The sequence below is a fragment of the Aestuariivirga sp. genome, assembly GCF_046093005.1.
Lineage (GTDB): Bacteria > Pseudomonadota > Alphaproteobacteria > Rhizobiales > Aestuariivirgaceae > Aestuariivirga.
In genome coordinates this window covers 13,010-36,274 of sequence record NZ_JBJTER010000197.1, presented here as the reverse complement: position 1 = coordinate 36,274, position 23,265 = coordinate 13,010, and the positions used below count along the sequence as shown (strand labels likewise).

Sequence of the window (23,265 nt, the reverse complement as noted above, 5' to 3'; positions counted from 1 at the left end):
CCCTAGCGTGCGCCTGCCCTCAAACAGGAGACATCTTATGAAACGCTTGCTTGTCGCCGCCAGCCTCGTGGCGCTCACCGCCGTGCCGGCCCTCGCCGCGCGCGACCAGATCCGCATCGTCGGTTCCTCGACGGTTTATCCCTTCACCACCGCGGTGGCCGAGCAGTTCGGCAAGAAGACCGGCATGAAGACCCCGGTCGTCGAGTCGACCGGCACCGGCGGCGGCATGAAGATGTTCTGTGAAGGCGTTGGCGAAGCGACGCCTGACGCCTCCAACGCCTCGCGCCGCATCAAGAAGGGCGAATTCGAGGATTGCAACAAGAATGGCGTGACCGAAATCGTCGAAATCCAGATCGGCTTCGACGGCCTGACGCTGGCCCATTCCAAGGCCGGCACGCCGATGAACACCTCTTTCAAGAACATTTTCCTGGCACTTGCCAAGGATGTTCCGGGCCCGGACGGCGCGCTGATCCCCAATCCCTACAAGAACTGGAACGAGATCGACCCGTCGCTGCCCGCCGTGAAGATCGAAGTGCTGGGGCCGCCGCCCACCTCCGGAACGCGCGACTCCTTTCACGAACTGATGATGGAGCGCGGCGCGCTCGAGATCGAGTCGCTCGCCAAGCTCAAGAAGGATGACGCCAAGGCCTTTGAAAAGGTGTGGAAGTCGGTGCGCGAGGACGGCGCCTATGTGGAAGCCGGCGAGAATGACAACGTGATCGTGCAGAAGCTGGAATCCAACCCGAGCGCATTTGGCATCTTCGGTTTCTCGTTCCTCGAGGAGAACGCCGCGAAGCTGGTGGGCGTGGAGCTGGGCGGTGTCGCGCCGACCTTCGAGACCATTGCCAGCGGCGACTACAAGGCCTCGCGTCCGATGTTCGTCTACCTCAAGAAGCAGCATGTTGGCGTGATTCCGGGGCTTGCCGAATTCGCGGCCGAATATGTTTCCGACGCCGCCACCGGCGAGGACGGCTACCTTGGCGACAAGGGCCTGGTGCCGCTTCCCGCCGACCGGCACAAGGAGATGGCCGCCGCCGTCGCGGCGATGACACCCATGACGGGCGAAGGGCTCAAGTAAGCTCTCGTCCATCACAGGCTGGGGCGGAGCCGCGGATGTACCGGCCCGCCCCGGTCAAGAATTCTGGAAGGCCAGGACCCACGGGGCACGCATGACCGCGATCTACTTTCTCCTGCTCGCCGTGCTTACCGCCGCCGCCTTCTTCACCGGCAAGTCGCGCGCCGCGGGCGTTGGCGGCCAGTCTCAGCTTCACTCGCTACCCGCATATCACGGTCTGTTCGCCGCCAGCCTCGTGCTGTTTCCGATGCTGGCGGTAGTCGCTGTCGGAAGTCCGCTGGCGGCGCGATACGTGGAGACGGCGGGGCTCTCCGGCTTTAACGCGGCCGCCATCGCGGATCCGCTGCAGCGCGCGGCGGCGCTGCGCGACGTGCAGAATCTGATGGCTGGCCAGTATTCCGGGACGCCAGCCCCGGAACTCGCCGCCTCGGCTCAGGCCATGTCCTCCGCGCGCTCCGTCAGCTCCTGGGGCCTGTTGCTGCTGGGGGTTGCCGCCGGACTGGGCGGGCTTTCCCTGGCGCTCCGCCGCATCAGCCGCGATTTCCGCGCCCGAAACAGCTTTGAGCGCATCACGGCGATCGTGCTGCTCGCCTGTTCGGGCGTTGCGGTGCTGACCACCATCGGCATTGTGTTCTCGGTCTTGTTCGAGACGCTGCGGTTCTTCAGCAAAGTTCCTGTCACCGACTTTCTGTTCGGGCTGCAATGGTCGCCGCAGACAGCGATCCGGGCCGATCAGGTTGGATCCTCCGGCGCCTTCGGCATCGTTCCGCTGCTGGCCGGCACCTTCCTGATCACTGTCATCGCCATGCTGGTGGCGGGGCCGATCGGCCTTTTGGCCGCCATCTACATGGCCGAATACGCCTCCGAGCGGGTGCGCGCCTGGGCCAAGCCGGTGCTGGAGATTCTGGCCGGCATCCCGACCGTCGTGCTGGGCTTCTTCGCGGCGCTGACCATGGCGCCGCTGATCCGCGGCTGGGGCGAGGCGTTGGGGCTTTCGGTGGCCTCCGAGTCAGCGCTGGCGGCCGGCCTCGTCATGGGCATGATGATCATCCCCTTCGTATCCTCGCTGTCGGATGACGTGATCAACGCCGTGCCGCAATCGTTGCGCGATGGCTCCTACGCGCTGGGAGCCACCAAGTCGGAAACCATCAAGCGGGTGGTGCTGCCGGCGGCGCTGCCCGGAATCGTCTCTGCCTTCATGCTGGCGGTTTCTCGCGCCGTGGGCGAAACCATGATCGTGGTCATGGCCGCGGGGCTCGCCGCCAACCTCACGTTTAATCCGCTGGAAGCGGTGACCACCATCACGGTCCAGATCAAGACCATTCTGGTGGGCGATCAGGAATTCGACTCGGCCAAGACGCTCTCCGCCTTCGCGCTGGGGTTCGTTCTGTTCTTCTTCACACTTATCCTCAACTTCATCGCGCTCCGCATCGTGCAGCGGTACAGGGAGCAATATGACTGACATCAGCGCAACCAGCGCCGCCAGTTCAGCCAGCACAAGAACCCGGGATCCGCGCATTGCAAAACGCTACGCCGCGGAACGCCGGTTCCGGCTCTACGGGCTGGCGGCCATCCTGGCGACGGCGCTGTTCGTCGCCGCTCTGCTCATCAACATCGTGATCAAGGGGTTGCCCGGATTTTTCGAATACCGGCTGGTGCTCGATGTCAACGCCGCGGCGGAAGCGCTGGACCCGGGCAACAGCGGCGAGCCCGCGAAAATCCGCGCCGGCGACTATGACGGGCTGATCCGCGATGCGCTGCGCGCTGCCCTTCCCAGCGTCAGCACCCGCGCCGATCGCAAGCTGCTGAACGGCCTGCTCAGCGCCGGCGCCGCCGATGACTTCCGCAATCTGATCGTGGCCGACCCGGCGCTGATCGGCAAGAATGTGAAAATCACCGCGCTGCTCTCGGACGACGCTGACCAGTTTCTGAAAGGCTACCAGTCCCGGATCGAGCGCCGGGCCATCGACAGTCCTCTGGCCATCGCGCCCGAAGGCGATCTGTTCCGGCTTTCGGCGCAGGGGCAATCCTTCGCGCCGGCGCTGGAGCTGGTGCGCCGCTACGCCAGCCGCGAACTGGAGTGGGGCCAGCCGGAACTGACCCGTCTTGATCAGGCGCTGAGCGACGCCACCCGCAACAAGGACTTGGCGGCGCAGCGGCTCGCCGCCGCCGGAAGCGATGGCGAGGCCGCGGCGGCGGCCACCGCCGATATCGCCAAGCTCGACGGCGATCTTGCCGGCCTGACCGCGAAGCGTGACGCGCTCAAGGCCAAGCTTGACGCGCTGGCCGTCCGGCTGGACGCCGCGGCCGGGCCACAAGCCTTGGACGCCAATTTGCCGAGCCTGATCGTCGAGGCGGCGGGCGGCGCCTTCCGGATCACCGAGATCGCCGAGGGCGGCGCGCTGGCCGAGGCGGTGATCCCGCCCACCGCCACTTCAGCGAGCAACTGGACGCTGCTGATGCTCGCCACCCCCGAGTCGAGCCGCCGCACCTCCGACCGCGAGGCGATCTGGCTTGAAGCCCTCAAGGCCCAGGGCATGGTCGAGAGCGGCTTCGCCTGGCGGTTCTTCACCTCGGGGGATTCACGCGAGGCGGAACTGGCCGGCATCAAGGGCGCTCTGGTCGGTTCGGCGCTCACCCTCCTGGTGACGCTGATCATCTGCCTGCCGCTGGGGGTGGGCGCGGCGATCTATCTTGAAGAGTTTGCGCCCAAGAACCGCTTCACCGATATCATCGAGATCAACATCAACAATCTGGCGGCCGTGCCGTCGATCGTCTTCGGTCTCCTCGGCCTCGCCATGTTCCTCAATTTCTTCGGCATGCCGCGCTCGGCGCCGGTGGTGGGCGGACTGGTTCTGGCGCTGCTCGTGCTGCCCACCATCATCATTGCCTCGCGCGCCGCGCTCAAGGCGGTGCCGCCCTCGATCAAGGAGGCAGCGCTCGGCGTCGGCGCTTCCCACCAGCAGGCGATCTTCCACCACGTACTGCCACTCGCCGTACCCGGCATCATGACCGGCACCATCATCGGCATGGCGCATGCGCTGGGCGAAACCGCGCCGCTGCTGATGATCGGCATGGTGGCCTTCATCGTCGACGTGCCGCAGGCGATCACCGATGCCGCAACCGTGATGCCAGTGCAGATTTATCTGTGGTCCGATCTGCCGGAACTCGCCTTCCAGGCCAAGACCGCGGCGGCGATCATCGTGCTGCTGGCATTCCTGTTCGTCATGAACGCCCTCGCCATCTATACCCGCAAGCGCTTCGAGCGCCGCTGGTGACCACAAGGAAATGAGAGCATGAACGCCCCCACCGCCTTCGAGACCATTGTCACCCCGCCCAATCCGCGCATCATGGCGGAGCGGCCCGTGAAGATCGCGGCACACGGCGTTGACGTGTTCTACGGCGACAAGCACGCCATCAAGCAGCTGTCGATCGACATTCCGGACCGCGCCGTCTCGGCCTTCATCGGGCCGTCGGGCTGCGGCAAGTCCACCTTCCTCCGCGTCATCAACCGCATGAACGACACGATCCCCACGGCGCGCGTGAGCGGCGGCATCGTGATCGACGGCGAGGACATCTACGACCCCAGGCTCGACGTGGTGCAGCTTCGGGCCAGGGTCGGCATGGTGTTCCAGAAGCCCAACCCGTTTCCCAAGGCGATCTACGAGAATGTGGCCTATGGCCCGCGCATCCACGGCATGGCGAAAAACAAGGCCGAGCTTGACGTGATTGTCGAAAAGAGTCTGCGCAAGGCCGGACTTTGGGAGGAGGTGAAGGACCGCCTCGCCCAGCCCGGAACCAGCCTGTCGGGCGGCCAGCAGCAGCGGCTGTGCATCGCGCGCGCCATCGCCGTCAATCCGGAAGTGATCCTGATGGATGAGCCGTGCTCGGCGCTCGACCCGATCGCCACCGCGAGGATCGAGGAGCTGATCGACGAGCTTCGCCAGAACTACTGCATCGTGATCGTCACGCATTCGATGCAGCAGGCGGCGCGGGTGTCGCAGCTCACGGCTTTCTTCCATCTCGGCACGCTCGTCGAATATGGCGACACCGACGAGATGTTCACCGCGCCCCAGGAAAAGCGCACACAGGACTATATTACGGGCCGCTTCGGCTGAGCCCCGGGAGGCACCCATGTCTGAGCATATCGTGAAGTCCTATGACGAGGATCTGGCGCAGATCAAGACGATGCTGGCGCAGATGGGCGGGCTCGTCGAGCAGCAGCTCGACGACGCCATCGACGCGCTCTCACGGCGCGACACCGCGCTTGCCGACGTGGTCATCCACAACGACGAGCGCGTTGACGCGCTGGAGCACCAGATCGAGGAGAAGGCGATCCTCACCATCGCCAAGCGCCAGCCCATGGCGCGCGACCTGCGCGAGATCATGGTGGCGATCCGCGTCGCCTCCGACCTTGAGCGCATCGGTGACCTCGCCAAGAACACCGCGAAGCGCGCCCATGCCATGTCCGAGCAACTGCCGCGCAAGCTGATGGCGGGTGTCACCCGCATGGGCCGCATGGCCCAGGCCGAGCTCAAGAACATCCTCGACGCCTATGCCCGGTCCGACGCCGCCATGGCGCTGGAGGTGTGGCGCTCCGACGAAGACCTCGACGCGCTCTACAATTCCATCTTCCGCGAACTTCTCACCTACATGATGGAAGACCCGCGCAACATCAGCCTGTGCACGCATCTACTTTTCGGCGCCAAGAATATGGAACGCATCGGCGACCACGCCACCAACATCGCCGAGAACATCCATTATCTGGTTCATGGCAAGCCGCTGGCCGAGGGCCGCCCGAAGAAGGACATGACCAGCTCGCTGCGCATCGAAGGCATCAATCCCTCGGACGAATAGAGCCATGAGCGCCTCCATCCTCATCGTCGAAGACGAAGAACCGATCCAGATCCTGCTGAGCTACAATCTGGAATCGGAGGGCTACCGGGTGCGCCACAGCGCCGAGGGCGAGGCCGTCATGCAGCTGATCGGCGAAGAGCGGCCTGACCTGATCCTGCTCGACTGGATGCTGCCCGGCATTTCCGGAATCGAGGTCTGCCGCCTGCTGCGCACCAGGCCCGAGACGCGGGATATTCCGGTGATCATGCTCACCGCGCGGAGCGAAGAGGCGGAACGGGTGCGCGGGCTCGCCACGGGCGCTGATGATTACATGGTGAAGCCGTTCTCGGTGCCGGAGCTCCTGGCCCGTATCCGCACCATCCTGCGCCGGGTCAATCCGGAAGCGGTGGCCGAACAGCTGAAAGCCGGCGATCTCTCGCTCGACCGCAAGACCAGGCGGGTGACACGGGCGACCCGCGACATCAATCTCTCGCCCACCGAATTCCGCCTGCTCGAGCACCTGATGCAGAATCCGGGCCGGGTCTATTCGCGCGCCCAGCTGCTCGACACGGTGTGGGGCCATGACGTCTATGTCGACGAGCGCACCGTGGACGTGCATGTCGGGCGGCTGCGCAAATCGCTGAGCCGCGGCCGCGAGGCCGATCCCATCCGCACGGTGCGCGGCATGGGCTATTCTTTCGACGAACGCTTCGGGAAGCCCTGATCAGCTCACATCGCGATCTTGCGGTGACGGCGGTCCTGGACCGGCTGGTAGGCGAGCCGGGCGTGATACTCGCAATAAGGCGAGCCGTCGCGCGGGTTGTGGCCGCAGAAGCAGAACTCCTCGCTGCCCGGATCGCCGATCGGCCATTTGCAGGTCTTGTCGGAGAGATGCAGGATGGTGACGCGGCCATCCTGCGAGGGATCGACAATGCGCAGCGGTTGCGGTTCCGGCACCGCCTGCGGCCGCGGCTGTGGCGCGGCGCGCATCATCGGCTTCAGGGCGGTGTTGCCGGCGCTGGGAAGCCGCGGCAGGCTGCCTCCCGCCCGCGGGGCGAGGCTGGGCTCGCGCTGCTTCCGCGGGGCGCGCGGCTCTGAGCTGCGCTGCGGCTGGCCGCGGCCCGCAAGACCGAGACGGTGGACCTTGCCGATCACCGCGTTGCGGGTGACGCCGGCACCTAGCCGGGCGGCGATCTGGCTGGCGCTCAACCCTTCGGCCCAGAGCTTCCTGAGCATCTCGACGCGTTCGTCTGTCCAGAACAATTTCGCCCCTCCCCGGTCGTCTTCCATGGCTTCGAACAATCGAATCCCTCATCTGCCGCCGGACTCACGATTTGTCCGCCGTGTTAAGCCGCAACACTGACTGTTGGACGCTACATCTCGTAGCCAATGGCGCGGAAACTACAATACGCGGTGGTAGGCCCGCAACCGTCCAAACCATGCGCGGATGCGTTTTCCCCAGTTTCCCGCGCCTTACTCATGGTTAACAAAACCTTATCAAGGCGAGGAATCCAGCGTCCATGCGCTGTTTTGACTCAGGGTGGATAAGCGTGAATCATTCCGTGAATCATGAGGTTGGCGCGGCATGGTTGACGCAGGGCGAGGCCGGAAGTATAAGATGACAGCGCTCAGGCGCCCGTCCTTCGCGGCGGGCGCCTTTTGATTTCGACAGCCAGGATTGCCGCCATGATCTCTCCGGTTCTGCCCACCTATGCCAGGGCCAAAGTCGCTTTCGAGCGGGGCGAGGGGACGCGCGTCTACACGGCGGAGGGCGAAAGCTATCTCGATTTCGGCGCCGGCGTCGCGGTGACCAGCTGCGGCCACTGCCACCCGCATCTGGTGGCGGCACTCACCGAACAGGCCAGCAAGATCTGGCACACCTCGAACCTCTACCAGATGCCGGGCCAGGAAAAGCTTGCCAGGCGGCTGATCGAGCACAGCTTCGCCGATACGGTGTTCTTCACCAATTCCGGCGCCGAAGCGCTGGAGTGTTCGATCAAGATGGCGCGCAAATATCAATCGGCCATCGGGCACCCGGAGAGATACCGCCTGATCACCTTCGAGGGCGCCTTTCATGGCCGGACGCTGGCCACCATCGCAGCTGGCGGCCAAGCAAAATATCTTGAAGGCTTCGGACCCAAGGTCGATGGTTTTGACCAGGTGCCGTTTGGCGACCATGAGGCGCTCAAGGCGGCGATCGGGCCCGCCACCGCGGGGATACTGATCGAGCCGGTTCAGGGCGAAGGCGGCATCCGCCCGGTGCCGCCGCAATGCCTGCGCGGCCTGCGCGCGCTGTGCGACGCGCATGGGCTGCTGCTTATCTATGACGAAGTGCAATGCGGTATCGGCCGCACCGGCAAGCTGTTCGCCTATGAATGGTCCGGAGCACAGCCCGATATCATGGCGATCGCCAAAGGCATTGGCGGCGGTTTTCCGATCGGCGCCTGCCTCGCCACTGAAAAAGCGGCGCAGGGCATGACGGCGGGAACCCATGGCTCCACCTTCGGCGGCAATCCGCTGGGGACCGCGGTGGCCAATGCGGTGCTGGACGTGATGCTCGCGCCGGGTTTCCTTGAGAGCGTGCAGCAGCGCGCGCTGACCCTGAAACAGAAGCTCGCTTCGCTCAAGGACCGCCACCCGGAAGTCATCGCGGAGGTGCGCGGCGAGGGGCTGATGATGGGCCTCAAATGCAAGGTGCCCAACACCGCGCTCCAGCAGGCGGCGCTCGACCAGCATCTGCTGGTGATCGGCGCGGGCGACAATGTGGTACGCCTGCTGCCGCCGCTGATCGTGAGCGACGCCGACATCGCCGAGGCCGTGGACAAGCTCGACCGCGCCTGCCGGGCGATCGCAGCCAAGTCCGCAGCCTGAGGACGCGCGACATGACGAGCCCGAGGCATTTTCTCGATATTTGCGATTTTGATTCCGCGTCGCTCAACGCCATCATCGCCCGGGCGCGCGCCATGAAGGATGGCCGCAAGGGCCAGCCGCGCGGCCAGCGCGAAGCGGGCGAACCCTTGAAGGGCCGCATGCTGGCGCTGATCTTCGAGCGGCCCTCGACGCGCACGCGCGTGTCTTTCGAAGTCGCCATGCGGCAGCTGGGCGGCGAAACGCTGGTGCTGACGGCGAATGACATGCAGCTGGGCCGCGGCGAAACCATCGCCGACACGGCACGGGTGCTGTCGCGCTATGTCGACGCCATCATGATCCGCGCGTCGCGCCATTCCAACCTCTCGGAGCTGGCGGCGGCGGCCAGCGTGCCGGTGATCAACGGCCTCACCGATCTCTCCCACCCCTGCCAGGTGATGGCCGATCTGATGACGCTGGAGGAGCATGCCGGGCCGCTGAAGGACCTCACAGTGAGCTGGGTGGGCGATGGCAACAATGTCGCCGCGTCGTGGATACATGCCACCGGCCGGCTCGGGGGAAGGCTGCGGATCGGGGCGCCACGGCCGTTGCGGCCAGCGCCGGAGGTTCTTGCCTGGGCCAGATCACAGGGCGCCGCCGTCGAAGTTATGGAATCGCCCGAGGAGGCGGTGCGCGGCGCTGATTGCGTGATCACCGATGCCTGGGTGTCGATGCATGACACCGATGCCGCCAGCCGCCATAATCTGCTCCGTCCCTATCAGGTGAACGATAGGCTGATGGGCATGGCCAAGCCCGGCGCGCGCTTCATGCACTGCCTGCCCGCCCACCGCGGCGAGGAAGTGACGGATGAGGTGATGGACGGGCCGGCCTCGCTGGTGTTCGACGAGGCTGAAAACCGGCTGCATGTGCAGAAGAGCATCCTGCTCCACTGCCTGGGGGCATGATGACGGACATTCCCGGCCTCGCGGGTGACGATCTGGTTCTGCCGTTCGAGGTCAAGCCGCTGGGGGTGAGGGGCCGTCTGGTGCGCCTTGGCGCGGCGGCCGACGACATCGTGCACCGCCACGCCTATCCGCCTCCCGTGTCCGCCCTGCTGGCGGAGGCGGTGGCGCTTGCCGCCATGCTGGGGGCGATGCTCAAATTCGACGGCAAGTTCATCCTGCAGACCAAGACCGACGGACCCGTTGACATGCTGGTTGCCGATTACGTGGCGCCGGGCAAGATCAGGGGCTATGCGCGCTTCGACGCGGCGCGGCTGACGGCGGAGGCAAACCCCACCCAGGCGGCGCTGCTCGGCAACGGCTATCTGGCCATGACGGTGGACCAGGGCCCTGACATGGAGCGCTACCAGGGCATCGTGCCGCTGCAGGCCTCCAGCCTCACGGCCGCCGCCCATGAATACTTCGAGAAATCCGAGCAGATCCCCAGCCGCATCCGCCTGGCGGCGGGTCCGCTCATGCAGCGGGGCGGAAGGCCAGAGGCCTGGCGGGCCGGGGCCATCATGGTGCAGCACCTGCCGCGGGAGGGCGGGTCGAGCCCGCTTCCGAGCCACGCGGGCGATGCCCCCGACGGCGGCGATGCCCCGCCCGAGGAGCATGATGACTGGGTCAAGGCCCGGCTGTTGCTCGACACCGTGGAAGACCACGAACTGCTGGACCCGCGGCTTTCCGCCGAGCAATTGCTCTACCGGCTGTTCCACGAGGACGGGGTGACCGCCTACCCGGCAACCCCGGTTCACCGCTATTGCAGCTGTTCGCAGGACGGGATCGCCCGCATGCTGCGGCGCTTTCCCGCCGCCGACCGTGATGAAATGACAGAAAATGGTGAAATAACAGTAACTTGTGAGTTTTGCTCAAGTGTCTATCGGCTCCGCCCCGAAGATCTGGGAATGTGACGCGGTCGCCGCCGGCCTGTCGTATTCCTGCGCAAACCTGTCTAATTCGTTAGTGGTGGCGTGCTCCGGCCCGTGCAAGAGTTGTTGACGGAGAAAAGCCCCCGTGACAGTTTCACGGAAATTCCAGTTAGGCGCTTGCGCCCTGGCAAAAACAACGGACGTGGAAACGCTGGCGCGGAACGGAGAGCGGAGCGAACTGGACAGTTCCGTCATCGGCATGCCCAGTCTCCACAACGATTTCACCGGTCACTGAAGGAGAAAGACACATGACCGAATTCGACATGAAGATGAAAGCGGCCCAGAAGGCCGTGGGGCTCGGCAAGCTGTCGCGCCGCGATTTCATCCAGTTCGCGCTGGCGGCTGGCATGACCCTGCCGGCGGCGAGCGCGCTGTTCGCCACCGCGGCCCGCGCCGAGCCGAAGAAGGGCGGCGTGTTCAAGGCCGCTGTCGGCCATGGCCAGACCACCGACTCGCTTGATCCCGCCACCTGGTCGAACGGTTTCACCTTCTCCTGGGGCAAGTCCGTGATGGGCGCGCCGCTGGTGCAGATCAACCAGAAGAACGAAGTCGTTCCCCATGTGGCCGAGAGCTTCGAGCCAGCCGATGGCGCCAAGAAGTGGATCGTCAAGCTGCGCAAGGGCATCACCTTCCACAACGGCAAGACGCTGACCGCCGACGACGTGGTGGCCACCATCAACTATCACATCGGGCCCGACTCCAAGTCGCCGGTCAAGGGCGTGCTGTCCAACGTCACCGCGGTCAAGTCCGATGGCCCTGACACGGTGATCTTCGAACTCAACGGCGGCAACGCCGACTTCCCCTACCTTCTCTCCGACTATCACCTGGCGATGTACCCGTCCGAGGGCGGCAAGATCCAGTGGGAGAAGGGCATCGGCGCCGGCCCCTATGTGCTGAAGTCGCTTGAGCCGGGCGTCAAACTGGTTGCCGAGCGCAACCCGAACTACTTCGGCACCACCTGGTTCGATGGCATCGAGGTGCTGTCGATCCTCGACGTGGCGGCCCGCACCAACGCCTATCTTTCGGGCGAGGTGCACTTCATCGACCGCGCCGACGTCAAGACCATCGACATGCTGAAGAGTGCGCCCGACACCGGCCTCTACAACGTCTCCGGTTTCGCGCATTACACGGCGCCGATGCACTGCGACACGGCGCCGTTCGACAAGGTCGAGGTGCGCCAGGCGCTGAAGTGGGCGATCAACCGCCAGGATCTGGTGGACAAGATCGTCTATGGCTACGGCTCGCCGGGCAACGATAACCCGCTGTCTCCGGCGCTCAAGTATGCGATCAATGCCGAGCCGGTCTACAGCTACGATCCGGAAAGGGCCAAGTCGCTGCTCAAGAAGGCCGGCATGGAAAACCTGAAGGTCGACCTCTCGGCCGCGGACGCAGCCTTCCCGGGCGGTGTCGATGCGGCGCTGCTGATGGCCGAACACGCCAGGGCGGCGGGCATCGAGATCAACGTGATCCGCGAGCCCAACGACGGCTACTGGGACAATGTGTGGCTCAAGAAGCCGTGGTCCCTGTGCTACTGGGGCGGCCGCCCGACGGCGGATGCGTTCCTGTCGATCTCGCTCGCGGCTGATGCGGCGTGGAACGACACACGGTGGAAGAACCCGCGCTTCAACGAGCTGCTCGTCGCGGCGCGCGCCGAGACCGACGAAGCCAAGCGCCAGGCCATGTACGCCGAGTGCCAGCAACTCGTCCATGACGATGGCGGCCAGATCGTGCTGATGTTCAACAACTATGTCGGCGCGCTCTCGAACAAGATCGGCCACGGCGACTTCAACTCCGATTTCGACCACGACGGCGGCTTCATGTATGAGCGCTGGTGGATGGCGTGATCGCGCCAACCCATTAGGTAATTTTGTGCTTGAGGGCCCCGTCAAGGATTGACGGGGCCCTTTCTCCGTGGGAACCTTAATCTGGCCAGTAGAGCTTCCGCCCGTGCCACGAATAAAACTTTGAGGTACGCGCGACCGGAACCGGCGATCGCCGCACAGTGGCCACATACAAATCATGACCGGCACCGCCGGCATCAGGGAGTAGAGACGATGCAAGACACTCAGGTTAAGCTGCAGGCAGCGTTGAAACAGGCGGTGCGCGGCCGCATCTCGCGGCGCGAATTCACCCAGCTGGCGCTGGCCTCCGGCGTGAGCCTCGCTGCCGCCAACGGCATGCTGACCAAGGCCTATGCGGATGAGCCCAAGAAGGGCGGCACCTTCAAGATCGGCGTCGGACATGGCGCCACCACCGACTCGATGGACCCCGGCACCTACCCGGACCAGTTCACCGGCACCGCGCTGTGGGGCACGCTCGCCAACAGCCTCACCGAGATCGACGCCGACGGCAATGTGGTCGGTGACGTGGCCGAGAGCTTCGAGGCCTCGGACGGCGCCAAGAAGTGGGTGTTCAAGGTGCGCAAGGGCATCACCTTCCATGACGGCCGCACGGTGACCGCCGATGACGTGGTGGCCTCGCTCCAGCATCACCGCGGCGAGGAGTCCAAGTCGGCCGCCAAGTCGCTGCTCAAGGAAATCGTGAGCCTCAAGGCCGACGGTCCGGACACGGTGGTGTTCGAACTCTCCGGCGGCAACGCCGACTTCCCCTACACGGTGTCCGACTATCATATGCCGATCATGCCCAAGAAGGACGACGGCTCGGTCGACTGGGAATCGGGCATCCGCACCGGCGCCTACAAGCTGGAGAAGTTCGAGCCCGGCGTGAAGGCAAGCTTCACCAGGAACGAGAACTACTACAAGCCCGGCAAGGGCTGGTTCGACCGGGTCGAATTCTATTCGATCAAGGATGTGGCGGCGCGCACCAATGCGCTGCTCTCGGGCGAGATCCACTATATGGACCGCTGCGATCTCAAGACCCTCGACATGCTGAAGTCCAATCCGGCCATCAATGTTTCAGAGATCACCGGCTACGGCCACTACATCTATGTGATGAACGTCACCGCCAAGCCCTTCGACGACGTTAATGTGCGGCTCGCCATCAAGCACTCGATGAACCGCGACGAAGTGCTCGAGAAGGTAGTCCTGGGTCATGGCACGGTGGGCAACGACAACCCGATCGCGCCCACGGTGAAATTCGCCGTCGATCCGCAGCCGCGCCACAGCTACAACCCGGACAAGGCCAAGGAATTTCTCAAGAAGGCCGGGCTCGACAGCCTCTCCTTCGATCTCTCGGTGGCGGATGCCGCCTTCTCGGGCGCCGTCGACTCCGCCCTGCTGTGGAAGGAGCATGCCAAGGCCTGCAACATCGACATCAATGTCATCAGGGAGCCCGATGACGGCTACTGGGACAATGTGTGGCTGAAGAAGCCGTTCGTCGCTTCCTACTGGAGCGGCCGCCCGACCGTCGACTGGATGATGACCACCGCCTATGCCGCGGATGCCGCCTGGAACGACACCTTCTGGAAGAACCCGCGCTTCAACGAGCTGCTCGTCGCCGCGCGGTCCGAAACCGACGAAGCCAAGCGCGCCGCCATGTATGCCGAGATGCAGCAGATCCTGCATGATGACGGCGGCCTGGTGAACATGCTGTTCAACTCCTATGTCGAGGCGCACGCCGCGAACATGGGCCATGGCAAGGTGGCGGCCAACTGGCAGCTGGATGGCATGCGCATCGCCGAGCGCTGGTGGTTCACGTAATGATCTGACGAATACATGACTGCCCAGGGACGGGGCCGCGCCGCCGTGGCCCCGTCCCTGGCACTTTAGGGTGGAATGCGGCCGCGGCGGCGGCTATGGACAGTCGGAGCCCGCAAAGAGGCTCAACGGGGAGTTTCATGCATCCGGTTCTCAGAACCGTTCTGCAGCGCTTGGGGCTGGGACTGCTGACGCTGTTCGTGGTGTCGGTCGTTATTTTTGCGTCGCTTGAAATGCTGCCGGGCGGCTTTGCCGAAGCCATTCTGGGCCAGAGCGCCACGCCGGAAACCGTGGCGGCCTTCAACCGCGAGATCGGCCTCGACCGTCCGGCCACCGTGCGTTACGTCGAATGGATCGCAAATATTTTTCACGGCGATTTCGGTTATTCCTACGCAGGCCTCGGCGGCTCGATCAAGCGCAGCGTCACGGATCTGATCGCGCCGCGGCTCTACAACACCTTCTTCCTGGCCATTATGACGGCGATCATCGCGGTGCCGCTGTCGCTGTTTCTTGGCATTATGGCGGCGCTTTACCGGAACAGCTGGTATGACCGGATCGTCAACTCCGTGACGCTGACCACCATCGCCACGCCGGAGTTTTTCATCGCCTATCTCCTGATGTTCTTCTTCGCGCTTAAGCTGAAGTGGTTTCCGACGCTGTCGACCGTATCCGACACAACAAGCTTCATCGAACACGTCTATCGCGCGGCGCTCCCCGCCATCACCCTGACACTGGTGATCGTGGCGCATATGATGCGCATGACCAGGGCGGCACTGATCAATTTGCTCGCCAGCCCCTATATGGAAATGGCCCAGCTCAAGGGCGTTCCACGGCGCGAGGCGATCATCAAGCACGCGCTGCCCAATGCCTGGGCGCCGATCGCCACGGTGATCGCCTTCAACCTCGCCTATCTGGTGGTGGGCGTGGTGGTGGTGGAAGTCGTCTTCGTCTATCCCGGCATCGGGCAGCTGATGGTGGACTCGGTCTCCAGCCGCGACATGCCGGTGGTGCAGGCCTGCGCGCTGATCTTCGCGGCCACCTATATCCTGCTCAATCTGACGGCCGACATCGTGTCGATCATCACCAATCCGCGGCTCTTGCACCCCAAATGACCGCCCAGGCACCGGACATCAGGAACATCCGCGCCCGGAGAACGCTCTGGGAAAACACCCGGCGCGCACTGGCCACCGCGCCACTCAGCGCCTGGTTCGGCATGGTCGTGATCCTGATTTACGTCATCGCCGCGGTATTCGCGCCGCTGATCGCGCCTTTTGGCGAAGCGGAAATCGTCGGCAAGGCCTATCAGCCGGCGGGTGCGGAGTTCTGGCTCGGTACCGACCAGATCGGACGAGACCTGTTTTCGCGCCTGATCTATGGCGCGCGCAACACCATCGGCATCGCCTTTTTCACCACGCTCCTGTCATTCATCTTCGGCGGCACGCTGGGTGTGTTCACGGCGTTGCGGCGCGGCTGGCTTGACCAGATCCTGTCGCGCCTGGTCGACGCCTTCCTGGCCATACCGGTGCTGATCTTCGCGCTGATGCTGCTCGCGGTGTTCGGCAAGGGCATCGTCAACCTGATCCTGATCCTCGCTCTGCTCGATTCGACCCGCGTGTACCGCCTGGCGCGGGCCACGGCGCTCGATGTTGTGGTGATGGACTATGTCGAAGCCGCCAGGCTGCGCGGCGAGGGCACGGGCTGGATCATTTTCCGCGAAATCCTGCCCAACATCCTGCCGCCGCTCATCACCGAATTCGGCCTCAGGTTCTGCTTCGTGTTCCTGACCATCGCCGCGCTGTCCTTCCTCGGCGTCGGCATCCAGCCGCCCACCGCTGACTGGGGCTCGATGGTGGCCGAAAGCAAGACGCTGATCACCTTCCCGGTGGCGAAATTCCCGTGGATACCAGCGCCCTTCTACCCGGCCATCGCCATCGCGCTGCTGACGGTGGCCATCAATTTCGTGGTGGACTGGTTCCTTCACAAGACCAGCGGGCTGCGCGATGAAAAGTGACAAGCAGCGCATCAAGGGCGAAACCCTTCTCGAAATCCGCGGCCTCAAGATCGAGGGCAATTCGGACGGCGTCTGGCACCCCATCGTCAAGGGCGTCGACCTCAGCCTGAAGCGCGGCGAGGTGCTGGGGCTGATCGGGGAATCGGGCGCCGGCAAATCGACGATCGGGCTTGCCGCCATGGGCTTCGCCAGGCCGGGCTGCCGCATCACCCATGGCAGCATCATGTTCGACGGCATCGACCTGCGCGCCGCAAGCGAAGAAGAAAAACGCCTGCTCTGGGGCTCGCGCATCGCCTATGTGGCGCAGAGCGCCGCGGCGGCCTTCAACCCCGCCCATAAGCTGATCGACCAGACGGTCGAGACGGCGGTGCGCCGCGGCGTCATGGATCGCGACCAGGCGGTTTCCGACGCCATCGAGCTTTACCGCCGCCTGCAGCTTCCAGACCCTGCCCACATCGGCGAGCGCTATCCGCACCAGGTGTCAGGCGGGCAATTGCAGCGCGCCATGACTGCCATGGCCATGTCCTGCCGGCCAGACCTGATCATCTTCGACGAACCCACCACCGCGCTTGACGTTACCACCCAGGTCGAGGTGCTGGCGGCCATGCGCAACATCGTCGAGCAATTCCACACCGCCGCGATCTACATCACCCATGACCTCGCCGTGGTGGCGCAGATGGCTGACCGCATCATGGTGCTGCGCCACGGGCGCGAAGTGGAAGAAGCGCCCACCCGCGTCATGCTGAAGGAGCCGAAGCAGGACTACACCAAGACGCTGTGGGCGGTGCGCAAGCTGGCCAAGCCGGAACAAGCCGGCAGCGAAACGGTGTTGAATGTCCGCCATGCAGACGCCAGCTATTCCGGCGTGGTCAAGGTGCTGGACAATGTTTCGGTCATCCTGCCGCGCGGCCGCACCGTGGCGGTGGTGGGCGAGTCGGGTTCGGGCAAATCGACGCTGGCGCGCGTCATCACCGGTCTCTTGCCGCCGAGCCGCGGCGACATCCTGTTCAACGGCCAGCCACTGCCGCCGGCACTCAAGGACCGCGACAAGGATACGCTGCGCCGCATCCAGATGATCTACCAGTCCGCCGACACCGCGCTCAACCCGCGCCAGACGATCCGCGACATCATTGGCCGCCCGCTGGAATTTTATCATGGCGTCTCGGGCGCGGCGCGTGACCGGCGGGTGGCGGACCTGCTCACCGCCATTGAGCTCGATGAAAGCTACATCGACCGGCTTCCCACCGAGCTTTCAGGCGGCCAGAAGCAGCGCATCGCCATTGCGCGCGCGCTCGCCGCCGAGCCCGACATCATCATCTGCGACGAAGTCACCTCAGCACTGGACCAGATCGTGCAGGAGGAAATCCTGAAGCTTCTGATGAAGCTGCAGAAGGATACCAACGTCTCCTACCTGTTCATCACCCATGACATCGCCACGGTACGGGCAATCGCTGATGAGATCGTGGTCATGCATCAGGGCAAGGTGGTGCAGCAGGGGCTGAAGTCCCAGGTGCTGAACCCGCCCTATCCGCCCTACACCGAGCTGCTGCTGTCCTCGGTGCCGCAGATGGATCCGGACTGGCTGACCAATCTCCTGGCCCAGCGCACCGGCGCCAGGGCAAAGGCCTGAGGGCCGCGGTTCATGGCGTCAGAAGGTCACGGGCCGCGCGCCACCGGCGAGGCCATCCTGTTCATCCGCGGCAAGCGGCAGGCCGCCCGCCTCTGGGCGCCGCAGATCGAAATTCTTGCAGCTACCCACCGCGTCGTGGCGCTCGATGTCGAGGGCGATGATCCGGTGGCGGAGGCGCGGCGGCTCCTCGATGATCTCGCCATCCCTTCGGTCAATGTGGTGGCCTGTGGCGATGACGGCCTCATCGCCCTGGACCTCGCGGCGGCGCATCCGCAGCGGGTGCGGCGCGTGGCCTTTGTCGATTTCGAGCCACCCGAAAACACCCGGCTGCTGTGCCCGGTGCTGCGCACCCGCGCGGACGGCGGTCCAGAGGCGATCAATGGCGCCCTTGCGGGCTTTCTCGGCCAACGGCTGAGCCGTTTCGACAATCGCGAACTGCGCAGCGCTTTCGGCAGCTTTATCACCGGGGTCACCATCGTGACCACTGCCGGCGTGGATGGCCAGCCGCGCGGCTTCACCGCCAACAGCTTCACCTCCGTGTCGCTGGAGCCGCCCTTGCTGCTGATCTGCGTGGGCAAGGCGGCGGCAAGCGTCGATGTGTTCCGCCATGCCGCCGGTTTCGCCGTCAACATTCTGTCGGAGGAGCAGAAAGACACCTCGGTGCTGTTCGCCTCCAAGCGGCCGGACAAATTCGAGGCGGCGCGCTGGCGGCCAGGCCCGTTCGGCAATCCGCTGATCGAGGGCTCCGCCGCCTGGTTCGATTGCGCGCGCTATCAGGTGATCGACGCCGGCGATCACATCATCCTGATGGGCCATGTCGAGGCCTTCGCCTATACCGATGCCAATCCGCTGGGCTATGCGCGCGGGCATTACATCACGCTGGGGCTTGAACAGGCGGCGGTCAATGCCGCGTCCTCGGCGAGCCGCACCGTGGTGGGGGCCATTCTCGAAAGCGACGGGCGGCTGGTGCTGCTCCCCGATCCGGCGCGGCCCGATGGGCTCATCCTGCCGGAGGCCGGCCGCACCGGCCCCAACGGCAGCGCCTCGCAGCTGCATCATTTGCTGGTACGCGAGGGCATGGACGCCACGCTTGGCTTTCTGTTCGCGGTGTTCGAAAATCCGGAAACGCGCGAGCAGTGCATCTATTACCGCGGCGAGGCGCTGCTGCATGCCCGTGGCCGCACTGTGCTGGCTGATTTCGAGGACATTCCCTGGGACCGGCTTCCCGACGAGGCCACCCGCTCGATGCTCCGCCGCTTCGCCGCCGAACGCAAGATCGGGCGCTTCAAGGTCTATTCCGGCGACCACCGCCAGGGCACGGTGAAAGCCGTCGATTGACGGGAAATCGAGACCGGGCTTTGATATTTGCTCACGCGGCCAATATCCGCCAATACGGAACATACCGGGGGGACGCATGTATCTCGGACTGGATTTCGGAACTTCATCGGTCAAGGGCGTGCTGATAGATGCCCGCCAAAAGATCCTCGCCAGCGCCAGCGCGCCGCTGAAGGTCTCGCGGCCGCATCCCGGCTGGTCGGAGCAGAACCCCGAGGATTGGTGGAAGGCCTGCAACACGGTGGTGAAAACCTTGGGCAAGCTGAAGCCCAAGGCGGTGGCCGCCGTCGAAGGCATCGGGCTTTCCGGCCAGCAGCATGGCGCCACGCTGCTCGACAAGGACGGCAAGGTGCTCCGCCCCTGCATCCTGTGGAACGATGCCCGCTCCTTCCGGGAATGCGACGACATCATGAACCGGGAGCCCAGGGCGGTGGCCGTGGCCGGCAATATCCCGCTGGCCGGCTACACCGCGCCGAAACTCGTCTGGGTGAAGAAGCATGAGCCCAAGACCTTCGCCAGGGTCGCCAAGGTGCTGCTGCCCAAGGACTATATCCGGTTCCGCATGACCGGCGAATACGCCTCCGACATGTCGGACGCATCCGGCACCTTCTGGCTCGACATCGCCAGGCGCGACTGGTCGAAAACGCTGCTCGATGCTTCTGATATGTCGATCGACCAGATGCCGAAGCTCTATGAGGGCACCGACGCCACCGGCCGCCTCACCGCGCAGGTCACCAAGGCCTGGGGCATGCCGAAGCGGCCCGTGGTGGCGGGCGGTGGCGGCGACAATGCATCCGCCGCCTGCGGCATCGGCGCGGTCACCGACAATGCGGCGCTGGTGTCGATCGGCACGTCGGGCGTGATGTTCGTGTCCAACGACCAGTTCCGCCCCAATGCCGGGCGCATGGTGCATGCCTTCTGCCACGCCGTGCCGGGAACCTGGCACCAGATGGGCGTGATCCTGTCGGCAGCGGCGAGCCTCGAATGGCTGGCCGGCATTCTCGGCGCGCCCGCGCCCAAGCTCACGGCGGCGCTGGGCAAGACGCTGACCGGTCCATCGCCGGCGCTGTTCCTGCCCTATCTCTCGGGCGAGCGCACGCCGGTGGGCGATGCGCAGGTCAGGGGCCTCATCATGGGGCTGGGCCATGAGAGCGATCACAAGACGCTGACCCATGCCGCGCTCGACGCGGTGGCCTTCGCCTTCCGCGATTCGCTCGAGGCGCTGAAAGGTGCGGGAACCGAGGTGAAGCGCGTCACCGCGGTGGGGGGCGGCTCCAAGTCGGAGCTCTGGCTCAAGATCATCGCCACGGTGCTGGGCGTGCCGGTGGACCTGCCGGCGGCCGGCGACGTGGGCGGCGCGTTCGGCGCGGCGCGGCTCGGCCTTATCGCCGCGACGGGAGCTGATTTCCGGAAAGTGCTGACCGCGCCCAAGACCGCCCGCACCATCAGGCCGGAAGCCCGCGCCCGCGAGGCCTATGAGGAACACTACCGCCGCTATGCGAAAATCTATCCCGCCATCAAGGAGATTTACCGCTGATGCCGCAGTTTTATTCGCGCCGCGAGCCGGTCAGATATGAAGGCCCCGCCAGCACCAGCGAGCTGGCCTATCGCTGGTACAACCCAGACCGGATGGTGCTCGGCAAGCCGATGCGCGAACAGCTGCGCTTCGCCTTGGCCTATTGGCACACGCTGTGCTGGCCCGGCACCGACCCGTTCGGCGGCGACACGTTTCAGCGCGCATGGCACCACATGGCCGACGGCATGGCCGCCGCCCGCCTCAAGGCCGACGTGATGTTCGAGACGCTCGATCTGCTCGGCGTCGATTTCTTCTGCTTCCATGATCTCGACATCGCGCCCGAAGGCAACTCGCTGAAGGAGTTCAATGCCAATGTCAGCGCGATCGCCCGCATCTTCGAGAAGAAGATGGCGGCCGGCAACAAGAAGCTGCTGTGGGGCACGGCCAACATGTTCTCCAACCGCCGCTTCATGGCGGGGGCCGCCACCAACCCCGATCCGGATGTGTTCGCCTATTGCGCCGCGCAGGTGAAGCACTGCATGGACGTGACCAAGGACCTGGACGGCGCAAACTATGTGATGTGGGGCGGCCGCGAAGGCTATGAAACGCTGCTCAACACCAACATCGGCCATGAGCTGGAACAGGCCAGGCGCTTCCTGTCGCTGGTGGTGGATTACAAGCACAAGATCGGCTTCAAGGGCCCGATCCTGATCGAGCCCAAGCCGCAGGAGCCCACCAAGCACCAGTATGATTACGACGTGGCCACCGTCTATGCCACCATCTCCTCGCTCGGGCTGCAGAAGGATGTGAAGGTCAATATCGAGCAGAACCACGCCATCCTGGCGGGGCACAGTTTCGAGCATGAGATCGCGCTTGCCTCGGCGCTCGGCATTTTCGGCGGAATCGACATCAACCGCGGCGATTATCAATCCGGCTGGGACACCGACCAGTTCGCCATGAATGTGCCGGAGATGACGCTTGCCTTTCTTGAAATCCTGAAAGCCGGCGGCTTCACCACCGGCGGGCTCAACTTCGACGCCAAGATCAGGCGTCAGTCGATCGATCCTGACGATATTCTCCACGCCCATGTAGGCTCGATCGACGCCTGCGCGCGCGCCCTTCTGGCGGCGGCGAAGATCATCGAGGACGGCAAGCTGGCGGCGGTGGTGGCGGAGCGCTACGGCAAGTGGAGCGAGCCCGCGAACCGGGCGATGCTGGAGGGCAAGCAGACGCTGGAGCAGATCGCGGCGCGCGTTCATGCCGAGGGCCTTGAGCCCACGCCCAGATCGGGCCGCCAGGAACGCCTCGAAAACCTCATCAATTCCTATCTCTAGAAAACTCGACAAGGGAGGACCAACCATGCCGACAAACATCAAGGGCCCGGCGATATTCCTGGCGCAATTCGCGGGCGATGCCGCGCCCTTCAACTCCTGGGACGCGATCACCAAATGGGCCGCCTCGCTGGGCTACAAGGGCGTTCAGATTCCAAGCTGGGACGGGCGGCTGTTCGACGTCAAGAAAGCCGCCTCGTCGAAAACCTATTGCGACGAGATCAAGGGCACAGCCAAGGCCAATGGCGTGGAGATCACCGAGCTTTCGACCCATCTTCAGGGCCAGCTGGTGGCGGTGCATCCGGCTTATGACGAGGCGTTTGACGCCTTCGCGCCTGCGGAGTTCCACGGCAAGCCGAAGGAACGCCAGAAATGGGCGGTGCAGCAGGTGAAATACGCCGCCAAGGCCTCGCGCAACCTGGGGCTTGATTCACATGTGTCGTTCCCGGGCGCGCTGTGCTGGCCGTTCCTTTATGGCTGGCCGCCGCGCCCTCCGGGCCTCATCGAGGAAGGCTTCGACGAGCTGGCGCGGCGCTGGAAACCCCTGCTTGATGTGTTCGAGGAAAATGGCGTCGATTGCGGCTTCGAACTGCACCCCGGCGAGGACGTGATGGACGGGGCGACCTTCGAGATGTTTCTCCGGCGCCTCAACAATCATCCGCGCTGCATGATCAATTACGATCCGTCGCATTTCGTGCTGCAGCAGCTCGACTATCTCGATTTCATCGACATCTATCATGAGCGCATCTGCGCCTTCCATGTGAAGGACGCGGAGTTCAACCCCACCGGCAAGCAGGGCGTCTATTCCGGGTTCCAGCCGTGGATCAGCCGCGCCGGCCGCTTCCGCTCGCTGGGTGACGGGCAGGTCGATTTCGGGGCCATCTTCTCCAAGCTCGCCGCCTACGACTATGACAGCTGGGCGGTGCTGGAATGGGAATGCTGCATCAAGGACTCGGTGCAGGGCGCCATCGAAGGCGCACCCTTCATCGAAAGCCACATCATCAAGACGACCGCGAAGAGCTTCGATGATTTCGTGGCCGGTTCGGCGGACAAGGCGAAGATTCGCCGCATCCTCGGCATCAAGTAACGCTCAGG

At 64.6% G+C, this 23,265-nt stretch carries 18 protein-coding genes and 2 pseudogenes; 19 read left to right on the top strand and 1 reads right to left on the bottom strand.

Features of this window, described 5'->3' with window-relative positions:
• The first annotated feature begins 37 nt into the window (after positions 1-37).
• The 7 genes and pseudogenes from ACKOED_RS16665 to phoB all read left to right on the top strand — a co-directional run bounded on the left by ACKOED_RS16665 (position 38) and on the right by phoB (position 6,635).
• On the top strand, positions 38-1,078 hold the full coding sequence (locus ACKOED_RS16665) for a substrate-binding domain-containing protein (protein ID WP_408917749.1): 1,041 nt from the start codon (positions 38-40) through the stop codon (positions 1,076-1,078).
• Positions 1,079-1,169: 91 nt separating this feature from the next.
• Positions 1,170-2,537, top strand: coding sequence for a phosphate ABC transporter permease subunit PstC (gene pstC, locus ACKOED_RS16660; RefSeq protein WP_408917748.1), 1,368 nt, complete (start codon positions 1,170-1,172; stop codon positions 2,535-2,537).
• A pseudogene (locus ACKOED_RS16655) lies at positions 2,530-3,012 on the top strand (DUF3333 domain-containing protein); the annotation flags it as partial. The gene pstC and the pseudogene ACKOED_RS16655, both read left to right, overlap by 8 nt.
• A 525-nt stretch (positions 3,013-3,537) precedes the next feature.
• Positions 3,538-4,353 (top strand): annotated as a pseudogene (gene pstA, locus ACKOED_RS16650) (phosphate ABC transporter permease PstA); the annotation flags it as partial.
• Between the two features lie 72 nt (positions 4,354-4,425).
• Entirely contained in the window at positions 4,426-5,193 is a 768-nt protein-coding gene (pstB, locus tag ACKOED_RS16645) for a phosphate ABC transporter ATP-binding protein PstB (RefSeq protein ID WP_408917760.1), read from the top strand.
• A 16-nt stretch (positions 5,194-5,209) separates the two neighbouring features.
• Positions 5,210-5,932, top strand: a complete 723-nt coding sequence (gene phoU / locus ACKOED_RS16640; RefSeq protein ID WP_408917747.1) for a phosphate signaling complex protein PhoU — start codon at positions 5,210-5,212, stop codon at positions 5,930-5,932.
• A gap of 4 nt (positions 5,933-5,936) precedes the next feature.
• A complete protein-coding gene (phoB, locus tag ACKOED_RS16635) occupies positions 5,937-6,635 on the top strand; it encodes a phosphate regulon transcriptional regulator PhoB (RefSeq protein WP_408917746.1) in 699 nt (232 codons plus the stop codon).
• Positions 6,636-6,640: 5 nt separating this feature from the next.
• On the opposite strand, the gene ACKOED_RS16630 is transcribed toward phoB, so the two are convergent.
• Positions 6,641-7,174, bottom strand: coding sequence for a GcrA family cell cycle regulator (locus ACKOED_RS16630; protein WP_408917759.1), 534 nt, complete (start codon positions 7,172-7,174; stop codon positions 6,641-6,643).
• 423 nt (positions 7,175-7,597) lie between these two features.
• On the opposite strand from ACKOED_RS16630, the gene ACKOED_RS16625 reads away from it, so the two are divergent.
• The 12 genes from ACKOED_RS16625 (at position 7,598) to ACKOED_RS16570 (ending at position 23,257) form a co-directional block, all read left to right on the top strand.
• On the top strand, positions 7,598-8,782 hold the full coding sequence (locus ACKOED_RS16625; protein ID WP_408917745.1) for an aspartate aminotransferase family protein: 1,185 nt from the start codon (positions 7,598-7,600) through the stop codon (positions 8,780-8,782).
• Positions 8,783-8,793: 11 nt separating this feature from the next.
• Positions 8,794-9,723: an ornithine carbamoyltransferase gene (gene argF, locus ACKOED_RS16620; RefSeq protein WP_408917744.1), complete on the top strand. Its 930-nt coding sequence runs from the start codon at positions 8,794-8,796 to the stop codon at positions 9,721-9,723.
• Complete coding sequence (locus tag ACKOED_RS16615; RefSeq protein WP_408917743.1) at positions 9,723-10,673, top strand: Hsp33 family molecular chaperone; 951 nt, start codon at positions 9,723-9,725, stop codon at positions 10,671-10,673. Before argF ends, ACKOED_RS16615 begins: the two co-directional genes overlap by 1 nt.
• Before the next feature lie 266 nt (positions 10,674-10,939).
• Positions 10,940-12,535: an ABC transporter substrate-binding protein gene (locus tag ACKOED_RS16610; RefSeq protein ID WP_408917742.1), complete on the top strand. Its 1,596-nt coding sequence runs from the start codon at positions 10,940-10,942 to the stop codon at positions 12,533-12,535.
• 210 nt (positions 12,536-12,745) lie between these two features.
• The gene (locus ACKOED_RS16605) at positions 12,746-14,350 is read left to right on the top strand and encodes an ABC transporter substrate-binding protein (RefSeq protein WP_408917741.1); all 1,605 of its coding nucleotides are present in this window, start codon (positions 12,746-12,748) and stop codon (positions 14,348-14,350) included.
• Positions 14,351-14,487: 137 nt separating this feature from the next.
• Positions 14,488-15,459, top strand: a complete 972-nt coding sequence (locus ACKOED_RS16600; RefSeq protein ID WP_408917740.1) for an ABC transporter permease — start codon at positions 14,488-14,490, stop codon at positions 15,457-15,459.
• Positions 15,456-16,358, top strand: a complete 903-nt coding sequence (locus tag ACKOED_RS16595; protein WP_408917739.1) for an ABC transporter permease — start codon at positions 15,456-15,458, stop codon at positions 16,356-16,358. The genes ACKOED_RS16600 and ACKOED_RS16595 overlap by 4 nt, the downstream gene beginning before the upstream one ends.
• Positions 16,348-17,988 (top strand): ABC transporter ATP-binding protein, encoded by a 1,641-nt coding sequence (locus ACKOED_RS16590; RefSeq protein WP_408917738.1) that lies wholly within the window; start codon positions 16,348-16,350, stop codon positions 17,986-17,988. The genes ACKOED_RS16595 and ACKOED_RS16590 overlap by 11 nt, the downstream gene beginning before the upstream one ends.
• Positions 17,989-18,000: 12 nt before the next feature.
• Complete coding sequence (locus tag ACKOED_RS16585; protein ID WP_408917737.1) at positions 18,001-19,326, top strand: flavin reductase; 1,326 nt, start codon at positions 18,001-18,003, stop codon at positions 19,324-19,326.
• A gap of 76 nt (positions 19,327-19,402) precedes the next feature.
• A complete protein-coding gene (xylB, locus tag ACKOED_RS16580; RefSeq protein ID WP_408917736.1) occupies positions 19,403-20,860 on the top strand; it encodes a xylulokinase in 1,458 nt (485 codons plus the stop codon).
• Positions 20,857-22,173 carry a xylose isomerase gene (gene xylA / locus ACKOED_RS16575; RefSeq protein ID WP_408917758.1) on the top strand — a complete coding sequence of 439 codons (1,317 nt, stop codon included), beginning with the start codon at positions 20,857-20,859 and terminating at the stop codon, positions 22,171-22,173. The genes xylB and xylA overlap by 4 nt, the downstream gene beginning before the upstream one ends.
• Before the next feature lie 25 nt (positions 22,174-22,198).
• Positions 22,199-23,257: a sugar phosphate isomerase/epimerase family protein gene (locus tag ACKOED_RS16570; RefSeq protein ID WP_408917735.1), complete on the top strand. Its 1,059-nt coding sequence runs from the start codon at positions 22,199-22,201 to the stop codon at positions 23,255-23,257.
• Positions 23,258-23,265: the final 8 nt, after the last annotated feature.

Excerpts from the sequence above, each read along its gene's own strand:
- ACKOED_RS16665 (WP_408917749.1), top strand. The coding sequence starts at position 38 with ATGAAACGCTTGCTTGTCGCCGCCAGCCTCGTGGCGCTCACCGCCGTG.
- pstC (WP_408917748.1), top strand. The coding sequence starts at position 1,170 with ATGACCGCGATCTACTTTCTCCTGCTCGCCGTGCTTACCGCCGCCGCC.
- pstB (WP_408917760.1), top strand. The coding sequence starts at position 4,426 with ATGGCGGAGCGGCCCGTGAAGATCGCGGCACACGGCGTTGACGTGTTC.
- phoU (WP_408917747.1), top strand. The coding sequence starts at position 5,210 with ATGTCTGAGCATATCGTGAAGTCCTATGACGAGGATCTGGCGCAGATC.
- phoB (WP_408917746.1), top strand. The coding sequence starts at position 5,937 with ATGAGCGCCTCCATCCTCATCGTCGAAGACGAAGAACCGATCCAGATC.
- ACKOED_RS16625 (WP_408917745.1), top strand. The coding sequence starts at position 7,598 with ATGATCTCTCCGGTTCTGCCCACCTATGCCAGGGCCAAAGTCGCTTTC.
- argF (WP_408917744.1), top strand. The coding sequence starts at position 8,794 with ATGACGAGCCCGAGGCATTTTCTCGATATTTGCGATTTTGATTCCGCG.
- ACKOED_RS16615 (WP_408917743.1), top strand. The coding sequence starts at position 9,723 with ATGACGGACATTCCCGGCCTCGCGGGTGACGATCTGGTTCTGCCGTTC.
- ACKOED_RS16610 (WP_408917742.1), top strand. The coding sequence starts at position 10,940 with ATGACCGAATTCGACATGAAGATGAAAGCGGCCCAGAAGGCCGTGGGG.
- ACKOED_RS16605 (WP_408917741.1), top strand. The coding sequence starts at position 12,746 with ATGCAAGACACTCAGGTTAAGCTGCAGGCAGCGTTGAAACAGGCGGTG.
- ACKOED_RS16600 (WP_408917740.1), top strand. The coding sequence starts at position 14,488 with ATGCATCCGGTTCTCAGAACCGTTCTGCAGCGCTTGGGGCTGGGACTG.
- ACKOED_RS16595 (WP_408917739.1), top strand. The coding sequence starts at position 15,456 with ATGACCGCCCAGGCACCGGACATCAGGAACATCCGCGCCCGGAGAACG.
- ACKOED_RS16590 (WP_408917738.1), top strand. The coding sequence starts at position 16,348 with ATGAAAAGTGACAAGCAGCGCATCAAGGGCGAAACCCTTCTCGAAATC.
- ACKOED_RS16585 (WP_408917737.1), top strand. The coding sequence starts at position 18,001 with ATGGCGTCAGAAGGTCACGGGCCGCGCGCCACCGGCGAGGCCATCCTG.
- xylB (WP_408917736.1), top strand. The coding sequence starts at position 19,403 with ATGTATCTCGGACTGGATTTCGGAACTTCATCGGTCAAGGGCGTGCTG.
- ACKOED_RS16570 (WP_408917735.1), top strand. The coding sequence starts at position 22,199 with ATGCCGACAAACATCAAGGGCCCGGCGATATTCCTGGCGCAATTCGCG.